Consider the following 17,195-nt stretch of genomic DNA (forward strand, 5'->3'; position numbering starts at 1 on the left):
TGCCTGCCGTTGATACAAAAAACCCCCTTCCTAAAGAAGGGAGTTAAAACAGATGATCAATGGTGTCTTTTTTCTGTTCTTCTCTTGTTAAGCGGAGGGTTTCCGTGTTTTCAACTGCCCTCTCAATCAGGGGTTCCACATTCAGCCGTTCCTCAAGCTGGCCCGCTGTCAACCGGTCCGGTTTTGTCTTGGGGTTTTTGGGCTGGAACACGGTACAGCAATCTTCATAGGGCAGGATGGAAATGTCATAGGTGCCTATTGTCTGGGCAATATCGATAATTTCAACTTTGTCCATAGTTACTAAAGGGCGGAGAACAGGGTAGTTGGTCACTTCATTAATGGTATGCATACTTTCCAATGTCTGGCTGGCCACTTGGCCCACGCTTTCTCCAGTGGCAATGCCCAACGCCTTGTGCTTTTTGGCTAAAGCTTCAGTGATGCGCATCATCAAGCGCCTCATGATGGTAATGCTGTATTCATCAGGGATGTGCTTTTTAATTTCCGTTTGTATCTCTGTAAACGGGACAATATGCAATTTCACAGGACCGGCGTATTGAGACAGTTGCATGGCCAAATCAACCACCTTTTGTTTGGCCCGTTCACTGGTAAAGGGGAAGCTGTGAAAATGGACGCCTTCAAAACGCAAGCCCCGCTTCAGGCATAAATAACCGGCTACCGGGCTGTCAATCCCGCCGGACATCATCAGCATCACTTTGCCGCTCGTGCCAACAGGCAAGCCGCCTGCTCCTCTAAACTTTTGGGACATAATGTAGGCTGCATCTTCCCGGATCTCAACCAAGAGCTCCACTTCCGGCTTGTGCACGTCCACCTTTAAGTTGTCCGTATGGATCAAGATATGAGCGCCCAGTTTGTGATTCATCTCCTGAGAAGTATAAGGAAAACGTTTGTTCGCCCGTTTAACACTGACCTTAAATGTTTTGGGGAAGGGTGAATGGGCACGGATCGCCTTGAGGGCAGTCTCCTGGATGTCTTTTAACTCTAACGATGTTTTTATAGCAGGGCTGTAGGATGAAATGCCGAAAATATGTTTAAGCCGGGCATGAACGGTTTCAAAAGATTCGTCATGCAAATATAAATAAAGACGTCCATGGGTTTTTTTAAGCTTGACGTTTAAGTCTTTCAGTTGGTTGACAATATTCTCCTGTAACTGGTTTTCGAACAGCTTGCGGTTTTTCCCCTTCAGGGCAAGTTCACCATAACGGATCAACACATAGTTATAGCTAAGTTCCTGCTTCATATCCTGACTCATGTTTCTCACACCTTCATGATTTTTTGATAATGGGGCAAAATGTCCTCTAAGGTTTGCAGAAAATAATCGATATCTTCTTTGGTGTTATAGACCGACATACTGACTCTGAGTGCAGAATGAAGGCGGGTTTGCGGCAGGCCGATCGCCTGTAGTGTCCGGCTGTGTTGCTGCTGGCGGGACGAACAGGCTGAAGTGGTGGACACATAAATATCCCGTTCCCCCAGGGCATGGACAAGCACCTCCGGTTTAACGCCCGGACAGGACAGATTGACAATGTGCGGAGCCGAGATCCGTTTATCCAGTGGGGTATTGATCTGAACCCCGTGTATAGTGGCCAGTCCCCCAAGCAGGGTTTGCTTGAGCCCTAGTAAATGTTCAATATGTACCTTTTCATTTTCTTTTGCTAGGCGAAGTGCCTTAGCCAGAGCCACAATCCCCGGTACATTTTCGGTTCCGGAACGCAAGCCCTGCTCTTGCCCCCCGCCGTGCAACAAAGGATACAAGCGCACCCCTTCCCGCACGTAAAGCAATCCTGTCCCTTTGGGAGCATGAATCTTATGTCCTGAAATACTTAACAAATCAATGCCGCTTTGTTTAATATCCAAAGGAACTTTCCCCACGCCTTGCACATCGTCCACATGAAAGAGCACTTTCGGCCTGTTTTTGAGCAGGCGCCCTATCTTTTCAACAGGCTGGACCGACCCCAGCTCATTATTGACGTGCATCACAGAGACCAAAATGGTATCCTCTCTCAGGGCCTGTTCTACATCTTGAACAGAAACAACCCCGTTTTTGTCAACCGGCAAATAAGTAACCTCAAAGCCAAAATCCTTTTCCAGGGTTTTACATACCTGATACACGGCCGCATGCTCAATCTGCGTGGTAATGATGTGCTTGCCCCTGGATTGATACTGAAAAGCCACCCCTTTAATGGCCAGATTATTACTTTCCGTTCCTCCCGACGTGAATAACAGCTCACCCGGATTGACGCCCAGAACATGAGCTGCCACTTCCCGGGCCTTGGCCATTAATTTCTCCGCTTCTCCGCCGATACGGTGCAGAGAAGAAGGATTGCCATAATAGTTGGCCACCACTTCCAGCAGCGCTTGTTGAACCTCAGCCGCCACGGGCGTCGTAGCACTGTTGTCCAGATAAACAGCCATGGCTCATCATTCCCTTTATGTTTTTGTCGTAACACATCTTACCACATTCCGTTAAAACTTAAAACACAACCGTCATCTCCTGATGTAAAAAAGCCCCTTGCCCAAAAGACAAGGAGCACAGGAGGTGAGAAAAAGTGACTAAAACCTGAGGAGGAACGGGGTAAAAAACAAAGCGACAACAAGAGAAAACAGTCCCACACCGATCGCCCACAGTCCCAGGGTACGGGCACCGCCACGGTAGGCAAAGAATCCCGTTACAATACCCGCTGTGGCAGTCAGTACGGGCAGGAAAAACAGAGACACAATGGACAAAACCAAAGCAGTCCAGCCTAAAGCTGTGCCACCCTCTTCTGCTTCTTCCATCGTTTCAATATTTTCCATTTGTTCTCTGTAACCTTCTTCTTCTCCGTTTAAGGGCTCAGCTTCATTACGCCTGTTTTCGTCCGGACTGCGAGCATCGTTCACATTAGGTGCTACTTCAGCCGCGGTCTCTTCGTCATACTCAGCCAAAGTTTCATTGGCTCCTTCATTTACTTCAAAGTCACCGTTGTTATCATCTGCCACTTGATCCCCCGGATTGTCACCGGCAATTTGATCAAAAGGCAAATCAATACGGCGTTCATCACGGTTTTCATCAGTCATGTGCGATCCCTCTTTTCTGTTTGAATGAACGGAGAAGCAAAAGAAGGTGTATGCATAGTATGAACCGCTATCTGCAAAACAACAAATGTAATGTATGGTATAATACACGGTAATGGCAACAAAAAACTGGAAGGGATCCTAAATGGCAAAGGAAAAAATCCGAAAAAAGCTTGGCATAGATATTGACGGTACGGTCACCGACCCAGCCACTTTTGTGCCGTACTTGAACAGAGCCTTTAATAAAAATTTAACCTTGAATGATATTACTCGATATCATTTACCACCGCTTCTGGGGGTGACTGATGATGAGTTCTGGGCCTGGATGAAGAAACACGAAGAAGAGATTTATGCCCGGGCCCCTGTGGCAGATTCGGCCAAGGATGTCTTGCATGAACTTGCCGGCCGCCACCGCCTGATATATATCACTGCCCGTCCCCCTCACTTAGAAAGTGTTACACGCCAGTGGTTTAAACGGTACGGACTGCCCTATCACCACATTGAACTTGTGGGCTCCCATGACAAAGTGGAGCAGGCCAAACAGCACGGTGTGGAGCTGTTTTTGGAAGACCGGCTTGAAACGGCCAATGCCATGGCCGAAGAACTGGACATCCCCGTTATTCTGTTTAACACACCTTATAACAGGGGGACGGCCCACCGTCTTATTCATCGTGTCCACAACTGGCCAGAGGCCAAACAGAAGCTTACCCTGCTGTTGGACAGCTGATTGATTGACCAGGTTCTTGGTTATTCTAAATATGAGTAAACCTCAAAAGGGTGAGTGCAGTGTTTAACCGTTTGTTTCCCATGGTGCTTATCGCCGGATTGCCGTTGTCTGTGGCAGGCAGTCTCTTTCACTGGCCTGAAGCGCTTATGTTTATGATCTACTGTGCTACTATTATCGCTTTAGCAGCATATATGGGCCGGGCGACAGAAAACTTGTCCATTGTCTCCGGTCCACGGATTGGCGGCTTGCTAAATGCGACATTTGGCAATGCAGTCGAGCTGATCATTTCCATTTTTGCCCTTAAAGCCGGATTTGTTTCCATTGTGCTTGCCTCCTTAACTGGTGCAGTTCTGGGAAATTTATTGCTGGTAGGAGGGCTTGCCTTTTTAGTGGGAGGATTCCGGTTTAAACGTCAACGATTTGATATTCACGACGCCAGGTTTAACGCGGTTTTACTTATGTTTGGTGTTGTTGTGGCCTTTGTCTTTCCTGAGATTTTCTCCATGTACTTAACCGATCAAGAAGCTTTAACCCTCAGTGTCTGGATCGCTGTTATTCTGATTCTGCTGTATTTTGCGGCCTTACTGTTCAGATTGGTCACGCACCGCGGGATGTATCAAAGCGGCAAAGAGGAAGAGAAGCATGAGGAAACTGCCGAGTGGAGTAAACGAAAATCGATCATGATTCTCGCCTTATCTACCATCGCAGTGGCTTATATCAGTGAAAGTCTGGTCCATACCTTTGAAAGTGTGGGGGAAACTTTTGGCTGGAGTGACGTCTTTATCGGGGTGATCATTGTGGCCATTGTGGGCAATGCTGCTGAACATGCCTCGGCCATTATTATGGCCTATAAAAACAGGATGGACGTCGCAGTGGAAATTGCGATCGGATCCACCCTGCAAATTGCCATGTTCGTGACTCCTCTGTTGGTTCTTATCTCCCTTTTTTTCCCATCCCCAATGCCCTTAGTCTTTACCGTACCCGAACTGGTCACCATGGTCCTGGCCGTTCTGTTGACAAACACCATTGCTATTGACGGTGATACAAACTGGTTCGAAGGGGCCATGATGCTGGGCGCTTATTTGATCATGGGCGTAGGTTTTTATTTATTGTAGCTGTGATTATCCCCTTTTCCCAATGATAATCATCCGGGGTGAGCGAACCGGATCATACGCCTGTCGTTCCAGACTGCCGTATACCTTGGTCACTTCCAGGCCGGCCTCCTTCAGCATAGCCGCCATTTCCTCATATGTGAACAGTTGCACTTGTTCCTTATAATGACGTGCCTCTTCTCCTTCACGCACTTCAATTGTTTTGACCACCTGTTTGCCTTGTATCTGCCGCCGCTCAATAATGTGCAGTTGGCCTGCTTCCCTTTCGGTATAGGGCTTCAAATTGTGCTTAACATATTCCGGATTTAAAAAGTCGATCAGAAACTGGCCGTTTGTTTGCAGTGCCCGGCGGATGCCCCGAAAGACACTCAAATTGTCATCCCATTTTTCAAAGTAACCGAAACTGGTAAACAGATTGAGGATATAATCAAACTCATGTTCAAAGGGGATTTTGCGCACATCGCCCTGAACATACCTGATGTTGTATTCCGCACTCCGTTTTTCAGCTTCAGCCAAAAGGACAGAGGAAAGATCCAGCCCGGTGACCTGAAATCCCCTGCGGGCCAAAGCCCGGCTGTGCCGCCCTTGGCCGCAGCACAAGTCCAAAACAGCGCTTCCTTTTTCCATGTCCAGTAAGTTGACAATCTGGTTCACTTCCCGCTCTGCGGCTTCATCATTGCGGTGGGCATAAATTTTTAAATAATCCTGTTTAAAACTTTGCACATACCACGGTTCACCCATTGGCTCTTCTCCTTTGTCTCTTGTGAATGATTTTGCTCATCCGCAGAACACGAAACGGGACGGCGAATTGCTTAATAAAATTGGAAACTAGGATAAACGTAAGGGGTTTCCGGTGCTTCCACTTCGGTAATCTCCGTAATATCCAAAGCCGGAATCAGCCAGCCATTGTAATCTTTCTCAACTAGCGTTCCGGTTACCCGAATCCAAGTATCCTCTTCATATTGTTTGGCTTGCTCCCCTTGTGTCAACATCCCGTACACACCGGAGTCAGCTGTACAACACGTCATGGAAAAACGGGCCACAACCAGGTGATCCGCTTTCATCCCTTCTTCCCGGTAAACAAAGCCCATCAGTTCAAAATTTTTGCCCAACAATTGATCTTGATACATGTTAATCACTGATAACATATCCAAAAAGTTATCATCAGTAATTTGCACCACTTCCTGCTCAAGCGCTTCCTGCAACAGTTGCCCATAAAAGTCCTCTATATCAGTCGCGCCCACTAAATCCTCATAGGTGTAGTGCTCACCAAGTTCACGTTTCTCAAGTTCCGCCAAATAGTCATCCGCCGTCTTAGAGGCATTGCCCTCCGCTTGCTCAGCCAATTCAAGACCGTCAAGTTCAGATTGTTTTTCTAACAATGTTCTGGTATTCACCCCATCATTCAACTGAACACCTCTCATGGCAGCAACCGAACTGTCCAACACCTTGTCGGGCAGGAGAAAACCGCTTAACACTGGAAATAAGAAAATTGAGTAAAACAAGACTTTCTTCCAGCGCCTGTCAGGTAACTGATGGCCGCCTTCACATCCACATTCTTCTTCTGCTGCTGTTCCGGCTTTAACTGTACTTCTCAAGATTTGCACCACACTTAAAACCAGTAAAACAGCAACAGCAAAATAGATAAACGGCATCATGCGAGGGGCGATATAATATTGGATATTGCCTGTAAAAATCAAACTGAGAAACAGCATGGTAAAGCCAAACAGAATAATTCCCCTGAGAAAATGCTGGAAGCCACGTTCCTCTTCCATTTTGCTCTCCCCTCCCCTTTACAGGTTTCCCCTTGCTTTTACAAGACAAACAACTGCAACAGCATCACGGCCACAAAGACAACAATGGTGACAGTGGCCATAAAGGCCAGAGCAAATCTAAGTTTAAAGTAAGCAAACAGCATCACGGTGTTTTTCAGATCCAGCATGGGACCATAAACCAAAAAGGCAACCAAGGAGCCGGTGGTAAACATGCTGCCAAAGGATGCAGCGACAAACGCGTCTGCTTCTGAACACAAGGACAAGAGATAAGCAAAGGCCATCATCACCATAGTTGAGCTCCATTCATTGTCCCCAATTGCCAATAGAAGCTGCCGGTCCAGGAATGTCTGCACCACGCCTGCTACAAAGGCGCCGGCAATCAAGTACTTGCCCATATCAAAAAATTCATCAGCTGCATGGTACATGGTCTGCTTCAACTTGGCTAAAGGGCCTGGAGCTAAGGTTTGCTGGTTATGTTGATGCCCGTGTTCATGCCCGGAATGATGAGCGTCACTGGTCTCCCGCCTTAATTGATCGCTGTTCTTAAAGATCAGGTATAAGATCAAGCCAATCAGCATGGCTAGAATAAAAGCCAAGACCATACGGCTGTATAACACAGTCAGATCGTTACGGAAGGCAAAGAAAGTTGAGCCAAATACAACCGGATTTAAAATCGGAGCCCCTACCAGAAACACAACCCCAACATGAAGTGGCATGCCTTTTAAAATAAGGCGGCGCACGACAGGAATAATGGCGCACTCACAGATTGGAAAAACCGCACCCAACACCGCTGCCGGAAAAAGAGCAGCATACGCATTTTGGGGTAAATAGCGCTGGATGGTCTCTTCTTTGACATACACCTGAATCAAACCGGAAATAAACACACCCAGCAAAATAAACGGGATCGCCTCAATCACTATGCTGAGAAAAATGGTGTTGACACTTATCCACGAATCAGGAATGGTGATGAGTGGATCGTCTCCTTTAAAACGATCTATATTAAAGAATAAGAGTAAAAAGAACCCCAGCAACAACAAGCCCAATATGTCTGTCAGCCATGCTCTGCCTTGTCTTGCTTGTGTTGGTTTTGGTGAACTGGGCTCCACAATCAATCGCCACCTTTACATTGGGTACAATAGCCGTATATCTCAAATTTATGACCGGTTATCGTAAAATCCTGTGGTTCACCAAACATGGCGTCCATAGGGCACATATCAATTCGTTCGGTACGGCCGCATTCGGTACAAATGAGATGATGATGGTGTTCATGGGGTGAACAAGCCATCCGGTAGATCCGTTCATCCTTTAATTGAGTGGCTTCCACAATTTCCAGTTGTTCAAACAGAGCCAAATTGCGATAGATGGTATCAAAACTGATACTAGGATAATCCTCCTGCATTTTTTCCAGCATTTCTTTGGCTGTCATATATCGTTTTTCAGCTGCAAAAATACGGATCATCTCTTCCCGCTTGCCGGTGTATTTATACCCCTTATCTTTTAAAATCTTGAGCGCTTCTTCCACCGTCATAAACGTTCCTCCATTAAGAATCATTCGCGTTTTCCACTGCCAATCTATACGTCATTGTAACGTTAATTTTATTTTTTATCAATGACAACAGGAGTGTAAAACACTCTTTACATTATGATAAAGGTATTTTACAATTCAATGCATAATCTGACACAGGAGGATTTGGCCAAAAAGCTGGGAGTGACCAGAGCGACCATTAACGCCATTGAAAATGGCCGCTATGACCCCTCCCTAAAATTGGCTTGGCTTTTAAAATAGCCCGCTTCTTTCACGTACGTATTGAAGATGTGTTTATTGATGAAGAAGAGCATTAATCAGTCTTGATGACCCATTTTTTAACACCCAGCACGGTGATGAGAATCAGGAAGGCAATGACCACAATGGTTCCACCTGGGGCCAAGTTAAAGGTATAGGAGCAATATAAACCCAGGATAACGGCCAGCTCCCCAAACAATATAGCGTAGATAAACGTTTGTTTGAAACTGTTCGCTAACTGAATACTGGCTGCCACAGGCAAAACCATCAAGGCCGAGACAAGCAAAATGCCCACAATCCGCATCGCTGAAGCAATGACAAGGGCAACCAAAATGGTAAAAACAAGATTGATCCACTTACGGGGAATGCCGGTAATACGCGCATGCTCATCGTCAAACGACAGTGAAAACAATTCTTTATACAATAAAGTCACAACCAGCAGGACAACTGCACCGATCACCATAATCGTATTCCGGTCGGTCCGGGTAATGGCGATAATGCTGCCAAATAAATAATTGAATAAGTCCACATTAAAACCATTGGCAATGGAAATGAAGACCACACCCAAACCAATACCGGTAGATAAAATAATCGGAATCGGCAGTTCCTGATAAAACCTGTAACTTTTGCGCAGCCGTTCAATGATCAGTGCCCCGGCAACAGAGAACCCCATGCCCATGTATACAGGATTTAACCCGGCAAAAAACCCGACATATTTGGCCAGCAGCAAATTGAAGGCAATGCCGGTCAAGGTGACATGGGACAAAGCATCGGCAATCATGGACAATCGCCGGACCACAAGAAAAACACCTAATAAAGGTGCCAAAAAACCGATGATTAGCCCTGAAATAAGTGCGTGGCGCATAAACTCAAAATGAATCAGTATTTCAATCATAGATAAGACTCCTCAATGTGAATGTTCTAATATGCGCACATGATGTCCGTAGGCCGTGGCCAGAATGGCATCCTGATTCTGGACAAACTCGTGAGGGTCACCATGAAAAAAGAGTTTCTTATTTAAACAAGCAACTTGCTTCACTTTATCCGTAATCACACCGATATCGTGGCTGACCAGTAACAAGGAAATTCCCAATTCCTGATTCAGCTGTTCCAACAGATCAAAGAAGCGGCTGACTGAGTCAGCATCCACGCCTACCGTCGGTTCATCCAGTATCAGAAGTTCCGGGGTGCTGACCAAAGCCCGGGCAATAAACGTCCGCTGTTGCTGGCCACCTGACAGTTTACCAATATTACGGTGAGCCAGATCTTCCAATCCGACCAGTTTGATAGCGTGCATGATTTGTTCTTTTTCCTGTTTTCCGATCCAGCGAAAGAGTCCCATCTTACCGAACAGACCGGTGGCAACCACCTCATACACAGTGGCTGGAAAGCCTGTGTTGAAGCTGTTAGCCTTTTGAGACACATAACCCACTTTGGACCAGTCCTTAAAAGTGGAAATAGGCTGCCCAAACAGTTTAACCTCACCCGTTGGCGAGTGGAGCAACCCCAAAATAATTTTAATTAATGTTGATTTTCCAGATCCGTTAGGTCCCACCAGACCCAGGAAATCCCCCCGGGTCATGGTGAGGTTAACATCCTCAAGCACTTTGGTTTTGGCATCATATTGAAAATTAATATGCTTTAACTCGATCACAGTTTTAGATTGATTGGGTCTCATTGTTCCTGGTAGCCCAGAGCCTTTTTCAGTACATCCAAATTTTGCTCCATAATGGAGAAATAGTCTTCACCCTGGGCCAGTTCCTCCTCCGTCAAGGATTCAAGATTATGCAACACCAACGATTCCGCCCCGGTTTCGCTCTTAATCACTTCGGCCACCTTAAGTGTGACCGTATTTTCAAACAAGATATAGTCGATATCGTTCTCTTGGACAAACTCAATAATTTCACTCAAGCGTTGGGGACTTGGCTCCTGGGAAGGGCTCAGGCCGGCAATTCCCACCTGGTTCAGCTCATAGCGCAAAGCCAAATAACCAAAAGCTTCATGGGAAACAACAAAATCTCTGCGCTCTATATTTTGGCTCATCTCTTCAAATTTAGCATGAAGATCATCAAACCCTTGAGCCAATTCGCTGTAATTCTGCTCATAAAAGTCAGCATACTCCGGATCAATCTCTACCAAAGCATCTTTAATGGCCTCAGCCTGTTGCTTGGCCCGCAATGGGTCGACCCAGACATGGGGATCCAGTTCCCCGTGCTCATGCTCATGTTCATGAGCGTGGTCATGATCCTCTTCTTTACCGTGGTCATGAGCATGACCCGTTTCCTCATTGGTCAACAGCTGTACATGAGCTGTGCTCTCCACAACTTTCAAGTCAGGATTATCAATGGCTTCAACAATTTTTTCAATCCATCCTTCGAAGCCACCCCCATTATATACGAATAAATCCGCTTTGTGAAGTTCAACAATGTCGTTGGGTGTGGGTTCAAAGTCGTGAGGTTCTGCTCCGGGTGGAATTAAGTTAATCACTTCGGCGCGCTCGCCGGCAATTTTCTGGGCAAAATCATAGAGTGGAAACAGACTGGTGTAAATAAGCAGACGCTCTTCTTCATGGGAATCAGCTTCGTCCTGTCCTTGTTCGGAGCCATCCTCTTCAGATGCAGGCCCTACCTCAGCGGGGCTGCAGGCCATCAGCGTCAAGGATAAAACCAACATGGTGCTGAACAGGACTAAAATGGATTTGCGGTACAATATACGTTCCCCCTTTAATTTTTATAAATCATAATGAATCTTATTTAACACAGGTGACATTATACCGTACTTTTTCCGATTTGTAAATCATAATTACATTTTATATAAATGCTTACGCTGCTTTTAAAAGGGGCAGCCCAGATGCTCAGGCTGCCGCCAACAAATGCCTGATTACGCTATACGTCAGAAGGGGAACGATTTCCAAGGAGTAAGTCAGCTCCAAGCGTTCAAATTTTTTATGGGCATCAAAACCGTAAGGACCAATGTTGCAGACAGGAACATTGATGGCCCGGATATCTTCCACATTGAGACGGTAACGTTCTCCCCACACCGGAACATTTTGCTCATAAGTGTGGATGCTCTGTTCACCGTCACTTAAGGCCATGTAGCTCATATCTGAAATATAGGGGTAGAACTTTTTCATGACAATCGGTTTGGGGCAGTCGGGCTGAACCTGTTCCACTGCTTGCCCAATGGCCCGGATCAGGCGAGAACCTTCCGCTGTTTGTTCTGAAACGGCCACACGCGGGATATACAAGTTGGAATAAAACACAATCATAACAGGTTCTTTAACCTTGTCCCACTTCCAGACTTGCTCAACCACACGACAAGCATAACTGCGGATATCCAGGGTTTGCTGCTCTACAACGTGCTGACAGAAATCGCCGATCGTCCGTTCGAAAGTGGATCCATGCTGTGCTTTGACCCGTTGATAATACTCCTCAAACGTGTAGACGCGGGGCTGAATTGGTGGGGGATCGAATCGGGTTCCGCTCAATTTGCCGTACAGTTCATAACGCTCCTGGTAAGTTTCTATGGCCCGTTCAAAGGCGCGTAGCCCGTGTGCTTTCAATTTTTCCAGTACCTGGTCAGGGGACCAGGAGTGGACAAACAAATTGTAATAGGCAAAAGCAGTTAAAGGGGTCTGCACATCATAAAAAGGTTTTAAATCTGTTTGCTTCAAGGAAACGGGAGGCAAGGTCCATTCTCCGTATAATTCATCACACAGCAAGGGGTTATAGTCTATTTCCCGCGTCAGTTCCGAGATGATTAAATTGGGATCAAATCCCTCAAACACTTGGCCCACATGGGTCTCTTTTCCGGCGATGAAGAAAGTAGGCAACAGCTTGCCAACGGTGCCCACATAAATATACCGGTTCTCATCGCCGGAGTAGCGGGCTGAGGTATAGTCTGAATTGATGGCTGCAATGAATGCAAATCCTTCCTTCTCCTTGATGCGTCTTAAATCCTTTAAGGCTGAGCGTATGCCGTGGGAGCTGTCCTCTTCATCACTGGTCAGTACAACGAGGATGTTTCCCTGTAATTCTTCAGGATGTTGGGCAAAATGCTTCAGCACGTACAAATGACTGGCCACACCGCTTTTCATGTCGACACTTCCCCGTCCAAACAGCCAGTCTTCTGAGTGAGCATGGGCTTGTACCTCTGGCGGAAGTTGATATTCTCTGATGATATGTTTTAACTGATCCGGGTCTGTTGCCTGTCCCTGCCATGCACCGTAATCATCCATGCCCACGGTGTCGAAATGGCCCATAAGGATGACAGTCTCTGAGGACTGGACAGCTGAGCCCCTGACATAAGCGATCACATTATAACGTTCCTGGTAATCATGATAAGTCCGGGTCAGCAGCACTTGCTCCGGTCGTTGTTGAAAATATGGTAACTCAACAATATAACGGTACAGAACTTCAGCCATTTCCCGCTCGCCTTGTGTATTAACCACACTGGCATGACTGATAAGATCTTTGACCAGCTGTTCCATCTCTGTCCGGTTCACTTTCACGGCAGTTCCCCCATTTAAACTGTTTTTAATTCTTATTTTTTTACATTGTATCATCATTAATCCACCGCTTGCAGTTCTCCCTCTAACAGCTGGTACATTTTTTGCTGCCATTTTTCATCATCGACAATAATTTGAAAGGAGATACGCCGGTTTTGTTGCAAGGATTTGGGGTCGTTTCCTTCAGCAATGGGCTTAAACTCCGAGTAACCGGTAGCCGCAAAATATTGTGCATACTCATCACGGGCCAAAACGGGATTCACTTCAAATAAATATTGAACCACGGCAACCGCCCGTTGCGTGGAGAGTGTCCAGTTGTCATAAGGGACTGTATCCGTGTGTCCTTCGATTAAGATAATATACAGGTATTGGCTTACCTCTTCCAGTTCAATAATTCTTTGAAAGGCAATAGACAACGGACGCAAAATAGCTTTGCCTTGCTCACTGATTTCCGCTTCACCTGTTTCAAATAAAATGTCACCTTCAATAGAAATCGTGTTATTCGGACCGCGGATAATCTTATCCTCCCCCACCCTTTCTTCCAGTTCTTCCTGGATAAGATCGGCAATATGTTTTTTGACCGCAGCAACCTGAGCCATCTCCCTTTTGATCTCCCGCTGGGCATAAGCATCGAAAATACTTTGCACAAATGCAACCAGGGCCACAAAGAGCATAACCAGCACAATCGTGGACATCATATCCGTAAATGAAGGCCAGAAGGAGGCAGGTTCCTGCTCCTCTTCAAAATAACTCTTTCGTTTCCTCATCGTTGCCCCTCCTAATAGTTGCCTTCCCTGACCATAGGGGGCCGGCTTGTTTCAGCCGGGTAAGCACGGGGGCCCATTTGGGACCGTCCCCACTCAAACATGCTGACCAAAATATGCTGGATATCCTGGGAGAAGCGGTAGATATTTTGAAACTCCCGCTCCAGCAAGTGTTGGATACTTTCCAATTCCCGGATCATTTCCCGCCATTCCCGCTCCTGATGGCCCCCATGGGCCTGACGGTGCCAGGACTTTTCAAACACCTGCTGCAACAGTCCTGCCAGTTCCCGCTTGAAACGTTCCAAACCATCTTCCCACTGTCGCTCCAGATACTGGACAGCCTGACCGAACGATTCGGCTGCCCTGACAAATTGATCATTCTTCTCCTGGAAACGGTAATACCACTCATCCTGGTTTTGCTCATACTGACGCCTGTTCTCTTCCAACATATCCCGTACATGCCGCTGGAGCTCTTCTGTCAGTCCCCTTACAAATTGGACCAACTCTTCGTTTTTACGCTCCGCCTGTTTGATCAGTTGATCAGACCGTTCCACCACCAGTTGCAAATATTTGGCGCTCTCTTGGTTGCGGTCCGTTAATCGTTTAAATTCCTGCCCCACTGCGCCAATCGTTTTGGACAGTTCACCCAGCTGCCTGGCTGTTTGCTCCTCCTGCTTTTTAAACTGTTGAATGTTGCCTTCCAGTACCTGCCCAAACTCCAACAGGCGGGCCGTTCCCTGTTCAAACCGGGAAGTGAAAGATGCCGATTGGCGAATGACGGTGTCTAGACCCTCAATATTTTGTTGCAACATTTGTGTAGTTTTTAGAATTTCATCGCCAAAGGCCTTAACACTTTGATCAAAGCTTTCTTTGACCTTGGCCACCAGACGGTCCAGGACCCGCTCCAAGGAGTCTTTCGGTTTGTCTTGCTGCACCATAATTTGGACCTGATGATCAAGCAAACTCTCTGCCCTGGTGAAAAAAAGATTTTTCAATTGTGACCAGCTTGGCCCGATCCCCAGCTTGGCAAAGAGACCGGAATGCAGCACATGCAAACAAAATGCGGTCCCGATACCGGCGATGCTGGTAATAAAAGCAAAACTCATCCCCCTAAAAGGCTCACTAATAGCCGCCACAATGACGGCCACACTCATCACTTCCGAGCCAGAGTCCGCTCCTAAGCGCAGGAGCGTGTCTTGCATGGCAAACAAGGCCATGGTCAGCCCCAAAAACGTCCCCAACAATCCGGAGATAATGGCCCAAGACGGCAATTGGTGAAGGAGGCGCTCCACTACACCCAGCGGCAGGCGGAACACCCCAAACAGATTGAGTTGCTGCTCATAAACTTTCTTTTCAATAATCGCCTGTGTATTGACAAACTCAATGCCCTGTGAACGATGCTGGCGGTATTCACTGATCATCCCTTCAATCAGTTCATCTTCTCTGGGCTTATCCGGCCAGCCTCCCCTCATTTCATAGTCTCTTAAACGTTCCAACCACTTTAGATAGCAGTTGGCCAGTTGAATGTTTCCAACAATTCCCATTAAACCAATCAAGGAAATAAGGCTCAAGACAATATAAAAAAACTGAGGTGATTCCATGTCTTTTCCCTCCCTTATTGCCCATGTATATTCACAGCTTGACAAAACATGAGGACATTAAAAAGGGAAGCCGATGAGCTCCCCTCTTGTTTATCATTTATTCTTCTCTCTTTTCCCGGCATGACCGGCATTGGCCATATAGTTCGATATTGACTGCATCCAACTTAAAGCCAAAACGCTCGGCAATGGCACCAAAGTTAATAAACAAGTCCAGGTCCATATCTTCAATGCAACCACATGTTTCACAGATGAGATGATTGTGACTCTCTTTAGATACTTCAAACCGTGTGCAATCTTCACCACAGTGAATGTCCCGTACAAGTCCGGTCTGTTTAAAATAGCGCAGTGTATTATATACTGTGGCCATGCTCATATTAGGGTAATCTGGCCGCAGCTGATTCATGATTTGCTCAGCTGTGGGATGCTTCATTTTTTTCAGGGCTTCAAAAATGGCCACACGTTGGGGAGTCACGCGTATATTGTGAGCGCTTAACAGTTCTACTGTGGAGCCATCCAACTGCTGGGACATGCGTTCACCCCCCCTCTCCTCTTAGCACCAGCCTAGATCACAATCCTCCACATATTGCTTGACTCTTTCTTGCTTTGGTGTTTGCCCGCCAGACTCTCTATTTAGTACAACATCCCAATTCACTTCAATGGAACCCAGAGTTTTTCCTCTATAGGCTATCACCACTTTGTCTTCACTCAGATCAATGCGCATCTCTTTAAGCAGTTCTTTTTTATTCATTATATTCTCCTCCTGTTGTAAAGCTTTTTATTAGTATTGTCAAATGGTTTGTAAATCAATCTTGTCCTTTGTATGAGCAAAAATAATATCAATTACTTATTTATAATAAGTATAAAATAGAACTTGATCTTGTCAATACCAGGCAAAACTATATTCCAGGAATTAATATGATGATATCTCTTGTTGTTAAACCTGCAAACTCCTACAAGCAATATTGTCATAAGAAGGAAATAAACGTTTTATATTAATTATAAATTTGTATTGATTTTAAGTTTGTATCTGCTATAATTCTTTATGGAACTCAATTCTTCAAGAAGAGGAGTGAGATGATGCAAATCACCAAAAAAGCGATACCTTACACGCCTAATACGAAGCCGTTGCATGAGCTGAACATTATGATTGTCTCAACAGCCGGAGTTCACCATAAAGATCAGGAGCCATTTAACACGGATCCAACTGTCGGAGATGCCACTTTCCGCATCATCCCGGGTGACGTTAATTCTGCTGAGCTGACCGTAACACATGCAGCGCCAAAGGAACATTACAATACGGATGCACCCAAGGAAGATATTAACTGCGTTTTCCCCATTGACCGACTCCGTGAACTGGCTGCAGATGGAGATATTAAGGGGTTGGCCGAAAAACATATCACGATGATGGGTTACTCTATGAGACTAAAGAAAATCAATGAAGAAACAATTCCAGCCGTCGTCAAGGAAGTGGTTCGTTCCCAAGCTGACGCTGTTCTGCTTACAGCTGGATGACCGCTTTGTCACCGTACTGTGGTCACAGTACAACGAGCTATTGAAGCACAAGGGATTCCAACAACACTGATCACCCTCGATGTGGAACAGTCCAGTTTAATGCGTCCACCTCGGGCCATACATCCCATGCAGTTTCAGTTTGGCCATTCCCTGGGTAAACCTCATGATAAACAAACGCAAATGAAGGTATTAATGGCTGCCCTGGAGCAACTGACCATCAAACAAGAGCCGGGTCAAATTCACGAGATCCATTTCCCGAGCTATAATCAATAAGCAGCCTTCCGTCCTGAACCAACATTACCTAAAATACTAGGGCAACTTAATGAAGGGACTGTCCTAAAC

The 17,195-nt window shown here is 46.1% G+C and carries 19 protein-coding genes and 1 pseudogene; 5 read left to right on the plus strand and 15 right to left on the minus strand.

All coding sequences use genetic code 11. The features are described 5' to 3' along the window. Positions 1-43: 43 nt before the first annotated feature. From thiI to J2S00_RS12630, 3 genes are all read right to left on the minus strand, one after another. Positions 44-1,270: a tRNA uracil 4-sulfurtransferase ThiI gene (gene thiI, locus J2S00_RS12620; RefSeq protein WP_307340258.1), complete on the minus strand. Its 1,227-nt coding sequence runs from the start codon at positions 1,268-1,270 to the stop codon at positions 44-46. Between the two features lie 5 nt (positions 1,271-1,275). After that, positions 1,276-2,433: a cysteine desulfurase family protein gene (locus J2S00_RS12625; RefSeq protein ID WP_307340261.1), complete on the minus strand. Its 1,158-nt coding sequence runs from the start codon at positions 2,431-2,433 to the stop codon at positions 1,276-1,278. 138 nt (positions 2,434-2,571) lie between these two features. Then, positions 2,572-3,075, minus strand: coding sequence for a hypothetical protein (locus tag J2S00_RS12630; RefSeq protein ID WP_307340264.1), 504 nt, complete (start codon positions 3,073-3,075; stop codon positions 2,572-2,574). Between the two features lie 142 nt (positions 3,076-3,217). Here J2S00_RS12630 and J2S00_RS12635 point away from each other — a divergent pair, with 142 nt between their 5' ends. Further along, the gene (locus tag J2S00_RS12635) at positions 3,218-3,799 is read left to right on the plus strand and encodes a 5' nucleotidase, NT5C type (protein WP_307340268.1); all 582 of its coding nucleotides are present in this window, start codon (positions 3,218-3,220) and stop codon (positions 3,797-3,799) included. A gap of 59 nt (positions 3,800-3,858) precedes the next feature. Continuing rightward, a complete protein-coding gene (gene cax / locus J2S00_RS12640; RefSeq protein ID WP_307340270.1) occupies positions 3,859-4,914 on the plus strand; it encodes a calcium/proton exchanger in 1,056 nt (351 codons plus the stop codon). Positions 4,915-4,920: 6 nt separating this feature from the next. Here the strand turns inward: cax and J2S00_RS12645 are convergent, their stop codons facing one another. From J2S00_RS12645 to J2S00_RS12660, 4 genes are all read right to left on the minus strand, one after another. Beyond that, positions 4,921-5,652 (minus strand): class I SAM-dependent methyltransferase, encoded by a 732-nt coding sequence (locus J2S00_RS12645; protein WP_307340273.1) that lies wholly within the window; start codon positions 5,650-5,652, stop codon positions 4,921-4,923. A gap of 71 nt (positions 5,653-5,723) precedes the next feature. Beyond that, a complete protein-coding gene (locus tag J2S00_RS12650; RefSeq protein ID WP_307340276.1) occupies positions 5,724-6,686 on the minus strand; it encodes a TIGR03943 family putative permease subunit in 963 nt (320 codons plus the stop codon). A gap of 38 nt (positions 6,687-6,724) precedes the next feature. Further along, positions 6,725-7,792 (minus strand): permease, encoded by a 1,068-nt coding sequence (locus J2S00_RS12655; protein ID WP_307340281.1) that lies wholly within the window; start codon positions 7,790-7,792, stop codon positions 6,725-6,727. 2 nt (positions 7,793-7,794) lie between these two features. Further along, complete coding sequence (locus J2S00_RS12660; RefSeq protein ID WP_307340284.1) at positions 7,795-8,214, minus strand: Fur family transcriptional regulator; 420 nt, start codon at positions 8,212-8,214, stop codon at positions 7,795-7,797. Between the two features lie 114 nt (positions 8,215-8,328). On the opposite strand from J2S00_RS12660, the pseudogene J2S00_RS12665 reads away from it, so the two are divergent. Continuing rightward, positions 8,329-8,528: pseudogene (locus J2S00_RS12665) on the plus strand (helix-turn-helix transcriptional regulator). Here J2S00_RS12665 and J2S00_RS12670 read toward each other — a convergent pair. From J2S00_RS12670 to J2S00_RS12705, 8 genes are all read right to left on the minus strand, one after another. Next, complete coding sequence (locus J2S00_RS12670) at positions 8,525-9,364, minus strand: metal ABC transporter permease (RefSeq protein ID WP_307340287.1); 840 nt, start codon at positions 9,362-9,364, stop codon at positions 8,525-8,527. The pseudogene J2S00_RS12665 and the gene J2S00_RS12670 overlap by 4 nt on opposite strands. 12 nt (positions 9,365-9,376) lie before the next feature. Beyond that, positions 9,377-10,147, minus strand: a complete 771-nt coding sequence (locus tag J2S00_RS12675) for a metal ABC transporter ATP-binding protein (RefSeq protein WP_307340291.1) — start codon at positions 10,145-10,147, stop codon at positions 9,377-9,379. Beyond that, positions 10,144-11,178, minus strand: a complete 1,035-nt coding sequence (locus J2S00_RS12680) for a metal ABC transporter substrate-binding protein (RefSeq protein ID WP_307340294.1) — start codon at positions 11,176-11,178, stop codon at positions 10,144-10,146. The genes J2S00_RS12675 and J2S00_RS12680 overlap by 4 nt, the downstream gene beginning before the upstream one ends. A 145-nt stretch (positions 11,179-11,323) precedes the next feature. Further along, complete coding sequence (locus tag J2S00_RS12685; protein ID WP_307340297.1) at positions 11,324-12,979, minus strand: M20/M25/M40 family metallo-hydrolase; 1,656 nt, start codon at positions 12,977-12,979, stop codon at positions 11,324-11,326. 56 nt (positions 12,980-13,035) lie between these two features. Continuing rightward, positions 13,036-13,743: an OmpA/MotB family protein gene (locus J2S00_RS12690; protein WP_307340299.1), complete on the minus strand. Its 708-nt coding sequence runs from the start codon at positions 13,741-13,743 to the stop codon at positions 13,036-13,038. A gap of 11 nt (positions 13,744-13,754) precedes the next feature. Further along, positions 13,755-15,341, minus strand: coding sequence for a hypothetical protein (locus J2S00_RS12695; protein WP_307340302.1), 1,587 nt, complete (start codon positions 15,339-15,341; stop codon positions 13,755-13,757). A 97-nt stretch (positions 15,342-15,438) separates the two neighbouring features. After that, positions 15,439-15,870, minus strand: a complete 432-nt coding sequence (locus J2S00_RS12700) for a Fur family transcriptional regulator (RefSeq protein WP_307340305.1) — start codon at positions 15,868-15,870, stop codon at positions 15,439-15,441. Positions 15,871-15,891: 21 nt separating this feature from the next. Beyond that, positions 15,892-16,089: a hypothetical protein gene (locus tag J2S00_RS12705; protein ID WP_307340307.1), complete on the minus strand. Its 198-nt coding sequence runs from the start codon at positions 16,087-16,089 to the stop codon at positions 15,892-15,894. A 329-nt stretch (positions 16,090-16,418) separates the two neighbouring features. On the opposite strand from J2S00_RS12705, the gene J2S00_RS12710 reads away from it, so the two are divergent. Beyond that, complete coding sequence (locus J2S00_RS12710) at positions 16,419-16,853, plus strand: glycine/sarcosine/betaine reductase selenoprotein B family protein (RefSeq protein ID WP_307340310.1); 435 nt, start codon at positions 16,419-16,421, stop codon at positions 16,851-16,853. A gap of 18 nt (positions 16,854-16,871) precedes the next feature. Next, entirely contained in the window at positions 16,872-17,126 is a 255-nt protein-coding gene (locus J2S00_RS12715; RefSeq protein WP_307340313.1) for a hypothetical protein, read from the plus strand. The last annotated feature ends 69 nt before the right edge of the window (positions 17,127-17,195 follow it).

Origin of the sequence: Caldalkalibacillus uzonensis (assembly GCF_030814135.1) — a bacterium.
GTDB lineage: Bacteria > Bacillota > Bacilli > Caldalkalibacillales > Caldalkalibacillaceae > Caldalkalibacillus > Caldalkalibacillus uzonensis.